Raw genomic sequence first — 12,870 nt, forward strand, 5'->3', positions numbered from 1 at the left:
CATGATGATGGCCGGCCTCGACGGCATCAAGAGCAAGATCGAGCCCCCGACGCCGATCGACAAGGACCTCTACGACCTCCCCCCGGAGGAGTGGGGCGACGTCAAGCAGGTGCCGGGCTCGCTGCCGGCGGTGCTGGACTCCCTGGAGGCCGACCACGACTACCTGCTCGACGGCGGCGTCTTCACGCCGGACCTGATCTCCACGTGGGTGGAGTGGAAGCGGGCCAACGAGGTCGACCCGGTGCGTCTGCGCCCGACCCCGCACGAATTCGCCATGTACTACGACTGCTGAGCTGCCTACGGCTGCTGAGCAGTAGCTCGATCACCGGCTGGGCCGGCTCCGCGATGGCGGAGCCGGCCCAGCCGCTTTATAACGCCCCCCGATATATCTTCGTCTCCGATATATTCAGGCGGTGGACACACCCCTGCGCGAACCCACGTTCCTGATCCTCACCGCACTCGCCGTCGAGCCGATGCACGGCTACGGGCTGATCGGCGAGGTCGCCGCCCTCTCCGACAACCAGGTCTCCCTCCGCCCCGGGACGCTCTACGGGGCGCTCGACCGGCTGGTCGACGCCGGCCTCGTCGAGGTCGACCGGGAGGAGGTGGTGGACGGCCGGCTACGCCGCTACTACCGGCTCTCCCGCGCCGGCGACGCCACGCTGACTGCCGAGACCGAGCGGCTACGTCGCAACGTCGAGGCCGCCACCAGTCGGCTGGCCAAGCGGGCCCGCGTCGCCCGGCCGATCACCCCGCGCGTGGCCGGGGGCCTGGCATGACCGACCTCGAGCGCCGTTACCTGCGGCTGCTGTCCGCGTACCCCGCCGACTACCGGCGCGCCCGTGGCGCCGAGATCGTCGGCACCTACCTGGACCTGGCCGCGCCGGATCGCCGCTGGCCCTCCCCCGCGGACGCCATGGACCTCCTGCGCGGCGGGCTCCGCCAGCGGGTACGCGCCGCCGGCGCGGCCGACCTGGTGCCGGGCGTACGCCTCGCGGCCGTCCTGGCCCTCCTCACCGCCGCCCCGCTCGCCGGGCTCTGGACGGTGCTGGAGCTACGCCCCGCTCCGCCCGGCTTCGGCGAGCCATCCGCCGGGCCGTTCGTCTCGCTCGGCATCGTGGCGTGGACCGCCTGGCTGCTCGCCGCGGTGGTTCCGGCCCTGGCACCCGGTCGGTGGACGCGGCGCGCTGTGGCGCTCGCGCTGCTCTTCACGGTCGCACTCGTCCCCGCCGCCGCGCTCACCGGCCTGCCGCGCCCGCCGATGTTCGTGCTGCTACCGCACATCGCGTTGGGCCTGGTCGCACTGGGCGCATCCGACGGGCTGCCGGCGCCGCTGCGGGCGGTGCCGCTGGTCGCCGCCGGCACGGCCGGCCTCGCGGGGACGATTCTGTTGCCCCCGAACGTGTTCGCCTCGAGCTACTACACCTGGACGGTGGTCCCGGTCCTGCCGAGCGCCGCCATGGTGGTGCTCGCCGTGGTGGGGCTGCTCGGCGCGGGGCTGGCGCTGCGCGGCGACCACCGGGGCGTCTGGGCCCTCCTGATGCTGCTCACCCCGTTGGGCCTGCTGGCCCTGCAACCGCTGGCGGGTGCGCTGGACGGCATGCCGAGCGAGGTCATCCCGAGCTGGACGGCGCTCGCCGCGACGGCCTTCCTGGTCACGCTGGTCGGCCCCGCACTGCTACCGCTGGCGCTCGCCCTGCGCACCCTGCGCCCCCGACCCCACCCCGGCCGCCTCCCCAGGTGATCACGAGGTTGGCGTGCCTTTCGAAGATCGACAGGCACGCCAACCTCATGATCAGCGCGGCCGGGGACCCCTCGGCAGGTGGGTCAGGGTCAGGGTCAGGAGCAGGGCGGTCATCGCGAGAGCGCCGGGGGCCTTCGTGAAACGGGCCAGGTTGGTGCCGTCGGGCAGGGTGAGGAAGGCGGCGACCGCGGCCGGCAGCACGAACCAGGTGGTCCGGGTCGCGGCGACCGCGAGCAACGCCAGCGGCCAGGTCGCGTACCAGGGATGGAAGACCGGGGACAGCACCACCGCGGCGGCCAGGGCCAGGCCGGCGCCGTGGAGCGCCACCCGGAGGCGGGCCACGGCCGGCCCGGCCACCGACTGCCGTGGGTCGTCCAGCCCGCGCAGGGCCCGCCAGGCCCGCCACCAGAGCGTCACGAGCAGGACCGCGAGCAGCAGCAGCGCCACCGCCCGGGCCACCGGGACCGCGTCCGGCTGCCGGCCGAGCAGTTCTCCGGCGTAGTCCACCACGAAGCCCACCGCGGTCGGTGGCGAGGTCCACTGCTCGGAGTCCCCGCTGCGGGTCAGCCCAACCACCCAGCCGAACCCCAGGCCGGACAGCGCCGAGGTGACCGCCAGCGCGGCCAGCAGCCCACCGGCCAGCCAGCCGCCGTCGCGCAGCAACGCCCGTACGCTGTACCGCCCGTGCACGGCGGCCAGCGCGGCGAACGGCACCACCACGACGGCGCTGGCCTTCACGGTCACGGCCAGCCCGAGCAGCGCACCGGCGAGCAGCAGCGCCGGGGGCCGGCCCGGTCGACGGATCACCACCAGCAGCCCGCACAGGAGCAGGCCCAGCATCACCGCGTCGTTGTGCGCCCCGGCCACCAGGTGAACCCCGATCAGCGGGGCGGCCAGTGCCAGCCAGGCGGCCCGCCGGGTCGGCAGCTCGGCCGCCCGGGCCAGCGCAGGCAGGCACAGCGCGGCCAGCAGCAGTCCCGCCACGGCGACCACCCGCAGCAGGACGATCGTGCCGGTGAGGCCGCCGCCGAGTTTCACCGCGAGCGCCGCGAGCAGCACGAACACCGGCCCGTACGGCGCGGCGGTGTCCCGCCAGATCGGCGCCACCGTCTCCAGCCACGGGCAACCCGCCGCGGCCACCCCCACGGCGTACGGGTCGACGCCGTGCGCGTACGCCCAGCCCTGGCAGGCGTACGAGTAGACGTCCCGGCTGCCCAGTGGCGGCGCGACCAGCAGCGGCAACGACCAGAGTCCGGCGGTGACGTACGCCCACCGGCTCGACGGGGCACCCTCGCGCAGGGACCACCACGCCCCGACCAGCAGGGCCGTGCCGAGCAGCCAGCAGGTCAGCGTCGCCGGCCCGCCCGGGGACCGCCAGATCGACACCGGTGTCGCGCCCAGCGGGATGTCGGGCCGCGCCCCGCCGAGGTACCCGGCCACGGTGAGCAGGACCGCGCCGGTCAGGCCGACGTACCGGACGGCGCGCGGCGTGAGCGAACGGGGTGCGGCGGCGGATCGCGGCAGGGCGGGCGCGGCGCCGGGTCCGGTCACCGGCGCACCTTCCCTCAGTCGGTGGCGACCGGCTGACGGGCCGCCCGAGCCGACCGTACCAACCGGATGACCAGCACGATCACCAACAGCGTCATCAGCGGAGCCCCGACCGACTTGGTGAACCGGGGCAGCCCGGTGCCGTCCGGCAGCACCAGGAACGACGACACCAGGGCGACGACGGCGAACCATCCGGTCCGCCGGGCGGTCGCCGCCAGCACGGCCAGCGGCCAGATCCAGTACCAGGGGTGGAACAGCGGCGCCAGGGCGACCGTGGCGGCCAGCGCCAGGCCGGCGTGCCACAGCGGCTCCCGGGTGCGGGCCCGCCACCAGAGCCAGACCAGCAGCACCGCCAGCACCGCCATGCCGATGGCCCGGGTGACCGGCAGGGCGTCGATATGCCCACCGAACGGCACCGCCAGGTAACCGACGGTCTGCCCGACAGCCGTGGACGGCGAGGTCCAGGCGATGACGTCGCCGCCGCGGGCCAGCCCGCCGACCCAGCCGAAGTCCAGCCCGGCGGCGAAGGTCACCGCGACCACGACGGCGACCGCGCCGCCGACCACCCAGCCGCCGTGCCGGATCAGCGCCCGGATGGAGTACCCGCCGACGATCGCGGCCAGCGCGGCGAACGGCACCACGACCAGCGCGGTCACCTTGATCGCGGCGGCGAGCCCGAGCAGGACTCCGCCGGCGAGCAGCGGGCCGGGGCGGCCCGGCCGGGAGGCGATCACGGCCAGCCCGGCGACCAGCAGGCCGACCATCAGGGCGTCGTTGTGGGCGCCGGATACCAGGTGCACGGCGACCAGCGGGCACGCCAGCGTCAGCCAGACCGCCCGACCGGCCGGTACGCCGACCCGGCGGGCCAGCACCGGCAGGCTCACCGCGGTGAGCGCCACCCCGGCCACCGCGATCAGTCGGAACGCCACGATCGCCGCGGTGAGCGACCCGGTGGCCTTGACCACCGCGCCGGAGAGCACCACGAACAGCGGCCCGTACGGCGCCGGGGTGTCCCGCCAGATGAAGGAGATGGTGTCCAGCCAGGGACAGGGCAGCGCGGATACGCCCTGCTCGTAGGGGTTGTTCCCGGCGGCGTAGCTGGCGCCCTGGCAGGCGTACGCGTAGACGTCGCGGCTGGCTAGCGGCGGCGCGACGAGCAGCGGCAGCAGCCAGAGCCCCACGGTGACGAGCGCCCAGCGGGTCGACGGCACCCTGTCCCGCAGAGCCCACCAGGCGCCGGCCAGCAGCGCGGTGCCGACCAGCCAGGTGGCGATGACCAGCGGGCCGTCCGGCCCCTGCCAGATGCTGACCGGGGTGGCGCGCAGGGGTGAGCCGGGCAGGGCGCCGCCCAGGTAGGCGGCGACGGCGAGCAGCGCCGATCCCGCCAGTCCGGTCCAACGCGCGAGGTGGTGAGGCACGCCCGACATGCTGCCAGTACGGTGGTCGCGGTACGGAGGTGGGCATGCGGCGCAGTCGTGTGGTGGCGGTGGCCACCGGTGCCGCCGTCGTGCTCGGCGCGATCTGGCTGGCCCTGCCCCTGATGGGCTCGGACCTCGCCGCGCAGGTGGCCCGGGCGGACTTCTTCGCCGCCCACGGCCCCACCCCGGTGGACCTGCGCTGGTACGGCGGAGTGCAGCAGTTCGGCTACAGCCTGGTGTCGCAACCGGTGATGGCGCTGCTCGGCGTGCGGGTGACCGGGGCGCTGGCCCTGCTGGGGTCGGCCGCCGCGCTGGCCGCGCTGCTGGTTCGCGGCGGCGTGCCCCGGCCCCTGCTGGGCAGCCTGGTCGGGGTGGTCACGCTGACCGGCAACCTGGTGTCCGGCCGGGTCACCTACGCCCTCGGCGTCGCGTTCGGGCTGGCCGCGTTGCTCGCGCTGCCCCGAGGCGTGCCAATCGGGCGGCGGCAACCCGGGTGGCGGCTCGGGCTCGCGGCGGCCGGGGCGCTGCTGGCCTCGGCGACCAGCCCGGTGGCCGGCCTCTTCGTCGGCCTCGCGGGCGTCGCGCTGCTGTTGACCCGTCGGTACGCCGACGGCCTGGCGCTCGGGGTCGCGGCGGCCGCGCCGCTGGCCGCGACCGCGCTGCTCTTCTCCGACGGCGGCTGGATGAACATCAGCCACACCGACGCGCTGCGCGCGGTGCTGACCAGCCTGGTGGTGGCCGCGCTGGTCGCGTACCGGCCGGTGCGGGCCGGCGCGCTGCTCTCCGCCGCCGGGGTGCTCACCGCCGCCCTCGTGCACACGCCGGTGGGGTTGAACGCGACCCGGCTGGTGACGATGTTCGCGTTGCCGGTGCTGGCCGCCGCCGCCCGGCCGCCGGCCTGGCTCACCGCCCGGCTGGCCCGCCGGCACGCCGGCCCCGCCGCGCCGTCCGGCGGTACGCGGCGGACGCGGCTGTTGGCCGGGGTCGGCCTGGCCGCGCTGCTCGTGGCGGTCTGCGGCTGGCAGCCACCGGTGGTCCCCGCCGACCTGCGCAGCATCGGCGACCCGACCAGCGCGCCGGGCTACCACGAGCCGCTGCGCGCGTTCCTGGCCGGGCAGCAGCTCACCGGCCGCGTCGAGGTGCCACCGACGCGCAACTACTGGGAGGCGGCCCGGCTGGGCGAGGTGCCGCTGGCCCGGGGCTGGCTGCGCCAGGCCGACATCGACCGGAACCCACTGTTCTTCACCACCGTGCCCGGGGCGGCCGGCACCGGCGTACCGCTGACCTCGTCCAGCTACCGGGCCTGGCTGTCGGAGAACGCCGTGCAGTTCGTGGCGCTGCCGGACGCCCCGCTGTCCTGGGTGGGGCGGGCCGAGGCGGAGCTGGTCGAGGGCGGCCTGCCGTACCTGAGGCCCGTCTGGGCCGGCCCGCACTGGCGGGTCTGGGCGGTGGCCGACCCGACGCCCCTGGTCGCCGCCCCCGCCGAACTGGTCGGCGTCGACGGCGCGGCGGTGACCTTCCGCGCCCCGACCGCCGGGCCGGTGGCGATCCGCGTCCGGCACAGCCGGTGGCTGGCCGCCTCCGGAGGTGCCACGGTCGCCGCCGCCGGGGACTGGACCACCGTCACCGTCCCCCGCCCCGGCGAGTACACCCTCGGTAGCTGACCTCCGCTCACATCTCCAGCACGCGCTGGGCGGCGGCGCGGGAGCGCCGGCCGGTCCGCAGGTACTCGTCGAGGAACTCCCCCGGGTCGTCGCGGCCGAGCAGGCGGACCACCGCCGCCAACTCCACCCCGTGCCGGGGCAGTTGGTCGCCGGCCCGGCCTCGGACCAGCATCAACGCGTTGCGGACCTGCGCGGCCAGGGACCAGCCGGCGGCCATCTCCGCGGCGTCCGCCGGGTCGACCAGGCCGGCCTCGGCGGCGGCCGCGAGAGCGTCGAGGGTACGCGTGCCCCGCAGCGCCGGGACCGCGCCGGCGTGCCGGAGCTGGACGAGCTGCACCGCCCACTCCACATCGGCCAGCCCGCCGCGGCCCAGCTTGGTGTGGGTGGCCGGGTCGGCGCCGCGCGGCAGCCGCTCGGTCTCCACCCGGGCCTTGATGCGGCGGATCTCGACGGTCTGCTCCCGGGAGAGCCCGTCGGCCGGGTACCGCACCGGGTCGACCATCGCCTCGAACTCGGCACCCAGGTCGGCATCACCGCAGACGAACCGGGCACGCAGCAGCGCCTGCGCCTCCCACACGCGCGACCAGCGGGCGTAGTACTGCGCGTACGCGGCGAGGCTGCGCACCAGCGGGCCCTGCCGGCCCTCCGGGCGCAGGTCGGCGTCGACGCCGAGCGGTGGGTCGGGCGCGGGCATGCCGAGCAGCCGGCGCAGCTCCTCGGCGATCGCGTGCGCGGCGCCGCTGGCGGTGCTCTCGCTGCTGCCGGCGGGCGGGTCGTAGACGAAGAGGACGTCGGCGTCGGAGAGGTAGTTCGACTCGTACCCGCCGAGCCGGCCCATGCCGATCACCGCGAACCGCAGCCCGGGCGGTGCTGGCTGGCTGGCCCGGGCGGCCCGCAGCGCGGCGGCCAGGGTGGCGTCGGTGACGTCGGCGAGCGCGGTGCCGACGCCGGTGATGTCGCTCAGCCCGGGAGCCTTCCGGGCACCGCCCTCCGGCCGGGTGGGTGTGGGTGCGAGGGCGCCGGCCCGGCAGAGCAGGTCGGCGCAGGCCACCCGGACCAGCTCCCGGCGGCGCAACGCGCGCACGGCCCGGGTGGCCTCCACCGGGTCGGCGTGCCGGGACGCCGCCGCGAGGAACCCCTCCCGGAGCACCTCTCGCGGGCGCGGCACCAGCTCGTTCTCCTCGGCCAGCAGCCGCAGCGCCTCCGGGTCGCGGGCGAGCATGTCGGCGACGTAGCGGGAGAGGGCGAGGACCCGGGCCAGCCGCCGGGCGACCGGGCCACCGTCGCGCAGCAGCCGCAGGTACCAGGGGGTGCTGCCCAGCTGGTCGGAGACCTTCCGGTAGTTGAGCAGCCCCCGGTCCGGCTCGGGCGCGTCGGCGAACTCGCTGAGCAGCACCGGCAGCAGGGTCCGCTGGATGGCCGCGGTGCGGCTCACCCCGCCGGTGAGGGCCTGGAGGTGGCGCAGCGCCCCGGCCGGATCGGCGAAGCCGAGGATCTCCAGCCGGTGCCGGGCCGCCTCGGGGGTGAGCCGCAGCCCGTCGGCGGGCACCCGGGCCACCGACTCCAGCAGCGGCCGGTAGAGCAGCTTGGCGTGCAGCCGGCGTACCTCGGCGGCGTGGGTGACCCACTCGGCCCGGAAGCTCTCCACGGCGCTGCGCCCCGGCGTGGCCGTGAAGCCCAGCGCTGCGGCGAGCCAGCGCAGTGCGGCCGGCTCGGTGGGCACGGTGTGCGTACGGCGCAGCCCCTGCAACTGGAGCCGGTGCTCGACGCTGCGCAGGAAGCGGTAGCCGCGCAGCAGCGCCTCGCCGTCGGCGCGACCGACGTAGCCGCCCGCGACCAGCGCGCGCAGCGCCGGGATGGTGCCGGGCGCCCGCAGCGTCTCGTCGCCGCGGCCGTGCACCAGTTGCAGCAGTTGGACGGCGAACTCGATGTCGCGCAGACCGCCGGGGCCGCGCTTGATCTCGCGTTCCAACTCCTTCGGCGGGATGTTGTCGATGATCCGGCGCCGCATCGCGCGGACGTCCTCGACCGCCTCGGGCCGTTCGGCCGCCCGCCAGACCAGCGGCGCGAGTTGGTCGATCCACTCCTGTGCCAGCGGCAGGTCACCGGCGGCCGGGCGGGCCTTGAGCAGCGCCTGGAACTCCCACGTGCGCGCCCACCGCCGGTAGTAGGCCAGATGGCTGGCGAGGGTCCGCACCAGCGGGCCCCGGCTGCCCTCCGGCCGCAGCGCGGCATCCACCGGCCAGGCGACCAGCCCACAGATGTGGATCAGCCGGGTCGCCACGGTGGTGCCGGCGGTCAGATCGCTGTCCTCGGCCGCCACGAAGATCACGTCCACGTCGGAGACGTAGTTCAGCTCGCCGCCGCCGCACTTGCCCATCGCCACCACGGCCAGCCGGGGCCGCGCCGTGCCCTCCGGCAGCTCCGCCACGGCGATCTCGTACGCCTCGGCCAGCGTCGCGTCGGCCAGCGCGGAGAGCGCCGCCATGGTCTGCTCCAGGCCACGCCCGCCAGTCAGGTCCGCCGCCGCGATCCGCAACAGTGCCAGCCGGTACGCGCTGCGCAGCACCGCCACCGGGTTACCGTCGCCGACCGGTTCCAGCCGGCCTTCGGCGGTCGGGGCGAGCCCGTCGGAGGCGGTGCCCAGCGCGGCGTAGTGCCCGGGGTGGGCCACCAGGTGGTCGCCGAGCGCCGACGACGCGCCGAGCACCGCGATCAACCGCCGCCGCAGCCCGGGGTCGGCGTGCAGCGCCGCCAGCAGCGGTGACCCCGTGTCCGTCGCCTCCGCTGCTGTGCCGCCGTTCTCCCGGCGTTCGGCCTCCACGATGCGGTGCAGCTGACGCAGCGCCAGGTCGGGGTCGGCGGCCCGGGACAGGGCCGCGAGCAGGTCCGCGGCCTGCTCGTCGACCGGCTCCTGCTCGACCGGCTGCCACAGCCGCAGTCCGTCCGGGCCGAGCAGGTCGGCGGCGCGCGCACCGCCGTCGCCCTCGGCGGTGCCGAAGCCGTACCGGGCGAGCCGGCCCGGCGCCCTGGTCGGCCGGCTCATCAGTGCCCGAGCAGCGGCAGGCCACGCCGCGTCGTGCTGTCGTCGAGCTCGCCGAGGGCCAGCGCGGCGAACCGGGCGGCGAACGGTTGCCAGACCTCCTCGACGTCGGGCAGCACCGACGCGCAGGCCGCGACCACCAGCTCCGGGTCGTAGCCCAGCTCGGCGAGGAGGGTCGAGTCGGCGGCCCAGTCGGCGATCATGGCCGTGTCGCACTCGATGTGGAACTGCAACCCCCAGGCCCGGTCACCGAGACGGAACGCCTGGTTCGGGTAGCGGGTGGAGGCGGCCAGCAGGGTGGCGCCCCGGGGCAGCTCGGTGATCTCGTCGGAGTGCCACTGGAGCACGTCCGGGATCAGCGGCACGTACCGGAACAGCGGATCGCCCTCGGCGGCGTCCCGCCTGCCGACCACGCCGGGGCCAACCTCCGGCCCGGACGGGCTCCGCTCGACCAGCCCGGCGTGTGCGGTGGCGAGCAGTTGGGCGCCCAGGCAGACGGCCAGGGTGGGCACGCGGTACCGCACGGCCTTGCGCAGCAGCCCTTCCACCGCCGGGAACCAGGGTGCGCCGGGCGAGCCGTCCGGCAGCGGGTACGCCTGCTGTTCGCCGCCGAGCACCACCAGCGCCGCGTACCCCTCCAGGTCGGTGGGGAGTTCGTCGCCGGCGTGCGGGCGGACCACCCACAGGTCCAGCCCGGCCTCGGTCAGCCACTCACCCAGTCGGCGCAGGTCGTCCGTCGGGTCGTTCTCGATCACCAGCGCGGTTGCCACCCGTCGAGGCTAGCCGGTGCACCGTGCGGCGCCACGCCCCGCGCCACCCATCCCGCCCGCGCCGCCCATCCCGCCGGCACCGGACGCGGGCCGGCAGCGCGGCGTTGGTCGTTAGGCTCGGCGGGTGATCAGCGAGGAGCGCACCACCGTTCGCCCGCCCGTGCTCCGCCCGGGTGACACGGTGCTGCTGGTGTCGCCGTCCGGGCCGACGTCGCCCGAGCGGGTGGCCCGCGGCATGGAGTTGCTCACCGGCTGGGGCCTGCGGCCGGTGCCCGCGCCGAACGCGTACGCCCGGCGGGGTTACCTGGCCGGCGGGGACGAGCTGCGTGCCGCCGACCTGAACGCGGCCTTCGCCGACCCCCGGGTGCGCGGGGTGATCTGCACGCGCGGTGGGTACGGCGCCCAGCGGGTGGTCGACGCCATCGACATGGACGCCGTCCGCCGCGACCCGAAGGTGGTGGCGGGCTTCTCCGACATCACCGCGCTGCAGTTCGCGCTCTGGCGCGGCGCCCGGCTGGCCGGGGTGCACGGCCCGGGTGCCGCCTGGCGCGACGAGCGCACCCCGCTGCGCTCGGCCGAGTCGCTGCACGCCGCGCTGATGACGACCGAGCCGGTGACGGTCACCGCCGTGCCGGGCGAGGACACCTATCCGGTACGCGTCCGGGGCCGCGCCACGGGCACCCTGCTCGGCGGCAACCTGTGCATGATCACCGCGTCGATCGGCACACCGGACCTGCCCGACCTGACCGGGGCCGTGCTGTTGATCGAGGACGTGCAGGAACCCCCGTACAAGGTCGACCGGATGCTCACCCAGCTGCGCCGCGCCGGCGCGCTGGACGGGCTGGCCGGGGTCGCGGTCGGGCAGTTCACCGACTGCGCCGACGGTTGGGAGACCACGATCGCCGACGTGCTGACCGAACGGCTCGGTGACCTCGGCGTCCCGGTGCTCGGCGGGCTGCCGATCGGCCACGGCCCCAACCAGCTCACCGTCCCCGTCGGCACCCGAGCCACCCTCGACACCGAAACCGCAACCCTCACCGTCCAACCAGCCGTCACCTGACCTGCGGCCCAGCCAGCCCCAGCCGGGTGGGGCCCGGGTCAGGGGGTCAGGTAGGCCAGGTGGCCCGTTTCCAGGGCGGCGTGGACGGTGCCGTCGGGGGTGACCGTGATGCCGTGTGGTTCCGAACCCGGGGTCGGCAGGTCGTAGGTGTCGATCCGGCCCGCCGGGTCGACGTGGCCGATCCGGTTGCCGGCCCACTCGGTGAACCAGGCGCCACCGGCCGGGTCGGCGACGATGGCGTGCGGCCGGGCCGTCCGGTCCGGCAACGGGTACTCCTCGATCCGGCCGTCGGGGCTGATCCGGCCGACCTGCCCGGCGGCGATCTCCACGAACCAGAGCGCCCCGTCCACGCCAGCGGTGATACCGACCGGCGCGGCGCCCTCGGTGGGCAACGGGTGCACGCGTACCGCCCCGTCCATGCCCACCCGGGCGATCGCGTTCGCCTGGTTGAGCGTGCACCAGACAGCGTCGTCCGGCCCGGCCGCCACCATCGAGGCGAACGCCCCGGAGACCGGCAGACGCACGTGGGTGACCGCGCCGTCGGTGCTCACCCGGCCGACGGTGTCGGAGTTCATCCCGGCGTACCAGAGGGCGCCGTCCGGTCCTGCCGCGATGCCGCACGGGCCGGTGCCGGTCGGCAGGACGACGTCGGTCTGCTCGCCGTCGGTCGTGATCCGGCCGATCCGGTCGTCGCCGGAGCGGGTGAACCAGAGCGCGCCGTCCGGGCCGGGCGTGATGATCAGTGGCCGGCTGCCCGGCCCGCCCGCCGGCCAGCGGCGCACCGAGCCGTCCGCGTCGACCCGGGCGATCGCACCGGCGTGGACCAGGGTCAGCCAGAGCGCCGCGTCGGGGCCGGTGGTGATGGCGTACGGCCCGGCCTGCGGGCCGGTGATCGGGAGCTCCCGGATCGGGGTGGACGTCACGAGGCCTGCCTTCCGTCGATGGGTACCCGCTCGGCCGGCTCACCGGGCGAGGCACGGCGAGTAGTCACCCTCGCCCACCCGACGTACCCAGGCAACCGGTTTGTCCGGCTCCGCGGCCGGTTTGCCAGCTGGCGGACAGCTTCGGCATGGGTTCCACCCAGGCGGGCTGGTCACTGTCGGTGATGACATCGCAGCACCACCCAGCATCTGGAGGAGAGCATGTCCCGCACGATCCGCAAGAAGCACCTGCTGGCCGGTCTGGCCACCGCCGGCGTCCTCGGCGTGGGCGTCGCGGCCCCGACGATGGCGTTCGCCGCCGACGCCGGTACGCCGACGCCGAGCGCCAGCAGCTCCGCCGACGGCTCGGGCACCTCGAAGGCCGACCGGCAGGGCGAGTTCGCAGAGGCTCTCGCCAAGGAGCTGGGCGTCTCCACCGACAAGGTGACCGCCGCGCTGGAGAAGGTCCGCGAGCAGCAGCGCGCCGACCGGCCGGAGCGACCGTCCACCGAGGACCGGCAGGCCGCGCTCAAGGAGCGGCTGGACCAGGCCGTCAAGGACGGCAAGCTCACCCAGGAGCAGGCCGACGCGATCACCAAGGCCGTCGAGGCCGAGGTCTTCCCCGGCCCGGGCGGCCACCGTGGACCGGGCGGCCACGGCGGTCAGGGTGGCCCCGGCGGTACGGCCGGCAAGTGACCGTTGG

Annotated in this window: 10 protein-coding genes and 1 pseudogene; 6 read left to right on the forward strand and 5 right to left on the reverse strand. The window is 75.8% G+C overall.

What is annotated here, in order from left to right:
- The 3 genes and pseudogenes from ACTWLT_RS16220 to ACTWLT_RS16230 form a co-directional block, all read left to right on the forward strand.
- Positions 1-292, forward strand: a pseudogene (locus ACTWLT_RS16220) (type I glutamate--ammonia ligase); the annotation flags it as partial.
- 121 nt (positions 293-413) lie between these two features.
- Positions 414-779 (forward strand): PadR family transcriptional regulator, encoded by a 366-nt coding sequence (locus ACTWLT_RS16225; RefSeq protein ID WP_445319102.1) that lies wholly within the window; start codon positions 414-416, stop codon positions 777-779.
- Positions 776-1,744 carry a serine/threonine-protein kinase gene (locus ACTWLT_RS16230; RefSeq protein WP_445319103.1) on the forward strand — a complete coding sequence of 323 codons (969 nt, stop codon included), beginning with the start codon at positions 776-778 and terminating at the stop codon, positions 1,742-1,744. The genes ACTWLT_RS16225 and ACTWLT_RS16230 overlap by 4 nt, the downstream gene beginning before the upstream one ends.
- Before the next feature lie 51 nt (positions 1,745-1,795).
- Here the strand turns inward: ACTWLT_RS16230 and mptB (ACTWLT_RS16235) are convergent, their stop codons facing one another.
- Together mptB (ACTWLT_RS16235) and mptB (ACTWLT_RS16240) are read right to left on the reverse strand one after the other, a co-directional pair.
- On the reverse strand, positions 1,796-3,295 hold the full coding sequence (mptB, locus tag ACTWLT_RS16235; RefSeq protein ID WP_445319104.1) for a polyprenol phosphomannose-dependent alpha 1,6 mannosyltransferase MptB: 1,500 nt from the start codon (positions 3,293-3,295) through the stop codon (positions 1,796-1,798).
- A gap of 14 nt (positions 3,296-3,309) precedes the next feature.
- Positions 3,310-4,710, reverse strand: coding sequence for a polyprenol phosphomannose-dependent alpha 1,6 mannosyltransferase MptB (gene mptB / locus ACTWLT_RS16240; protein ID WP_445319105.1), 1,401 nt, complete (start codon positions 4,708-4,710; stop codon positions 3,310-3,312).
- A 44-nt stretch (positions 4,711-4,754) separates the two neighbouring features.
- Here mptB (ACTWLT_RS16240) and ACTWLT_RS16245 point away from each other — a divergent pair, with 44 nt between their 5' ends.
- Positions 4,755-6,374, forward strand: a complete 1,620-nt coding sequence (locus ACTWLT_RS16245) for a hypothetical protein (RefSeq protein ID WP_445319106.1) — start codon at positions 4,755-4,757, stop codon at positions 6,372-6,374.
- A gap of 7 nt (positions 6,375-6,381) precedes the next feature.
- Here ACTWLT_RS16245 and ACTWLT_RS16250 read toward each other — a convergent pair whose 3' ends face one another.
- The gene (locus tag ACTWLT_RS16250) at positions 6,382-9,420 is read right to left on the reverse strand and encodes a bifunctional [glutamine synthetase] adenylyltransferase/[glutamine synthetase]-adenylyl-L-tyrosine phosphorylase (protein WP_445319107.1); all 3,039 of its coding nucleotides are present in this window, start codon (positions 9,418-9,420) and stop codon (positions 6,382-6,384) included.
- Positions 9,420-10,187 (reverse strand): type 1 glutamine amidotransferase, encoded by a 768-nt coding sequence (locus tag ACTWLT_RS16255; RefSeq protein ID WP_445319108.1) that lies wholly within the window; start codon positions 10,185-10,187, stop codon positions 9,420-9,422. Before ACTWLT_RS16255 ends, ACTWLT_RS16250 begins: the two co-directional genes overlap by 1 nt.
- A 124-nt stretch (positions 10,188-10,311) precedes the next feature.
- On the opposite strand from ACTWLT_RS16255, the gene ACTWLT_RS16260 reads away from it, so the two are divergent.
- Positions 10,312-11,247, forward strand: a complete 936-nt coding sequence (locus ACTWLT_RS16260) for a S66 peptidase family protein (protein WP_445319109.1) — start codon at positions 10,312-10,314, stop codon at positions 11,245-11,247.
- A gap of 38 nt (positions 11,248-11,285) precedes the next feature.
- Here the strand turns inward: ACTWLT_RS16260 and ACTWLT_RS16265 are convergent, their stop codons facing one another.
- On the reverse strand, positions 11,286-12,170 hold the full coding sequence (locus ACTWLT_RS16265; protein ID WP_445319110.1) for a Vgb family protein: 885 nt from the start codon (positions 12,168-12,170) through the stop codon (positions 11,286-11,288).
- Positions 12,171-12,389: 219 nt separating this feature from the next.
- Here ACTWLT_RS16265 and ACTWLT_RS16270 point away from each other — a divergent pair, with 219 nt between their 5' ends.
- Positions 12,390-12,863: a hypothetical protein gene (locus tag ACTWLT_RS16270; protein ID WP_445319111.1), complete on the forward strand. Its 474-nt coding sequence runs from the start codon at positions 12,390-12,392 to the stop codon at positions 12,861-12,863.
- Positions 12,864-12,870 lie beyond the last annotated feature (7 nt).

The sequence above is a fragment of the Micromonospora yongxingensis genome, assembly GCF_052601155.1.

What these genes read in the sequence shown, in the direction of transcription:
- ACTWLT_RS16230 (WP_445319103.1), top strand. Translation starts at nt 776, where the DNA reads ATGACCGACCTCGAGCGCCGTTACCTGCGGCTGCTGTCCGCGTACCCC.
- ACTWLT_RS16245 (WP_445319106.1), top strand. Translation starts at nt 4,755, where the DNA reads ATGCGGCGCAGTCGTGTGGTGGCGGTGGCCACCGGTGCCGCCGTCGTG.
- ACTWLT_RS16250 (WP_445319107.1), bottom strand. Translation starts at nt 9,420, where the DNA reads ATGAGCCGGCCGACCAGGGCGCCGGGCCGGCTCGCCCGGTACGGCTTC.
- ACTWLT_RS16270 (WP_445319111.1), top strand. Translation starts at nt 12,390, where the DNA reads ATGTCCCGCACGATCCGCAAGAAGCACCTGCTGGCCGGTCTGGCCACC.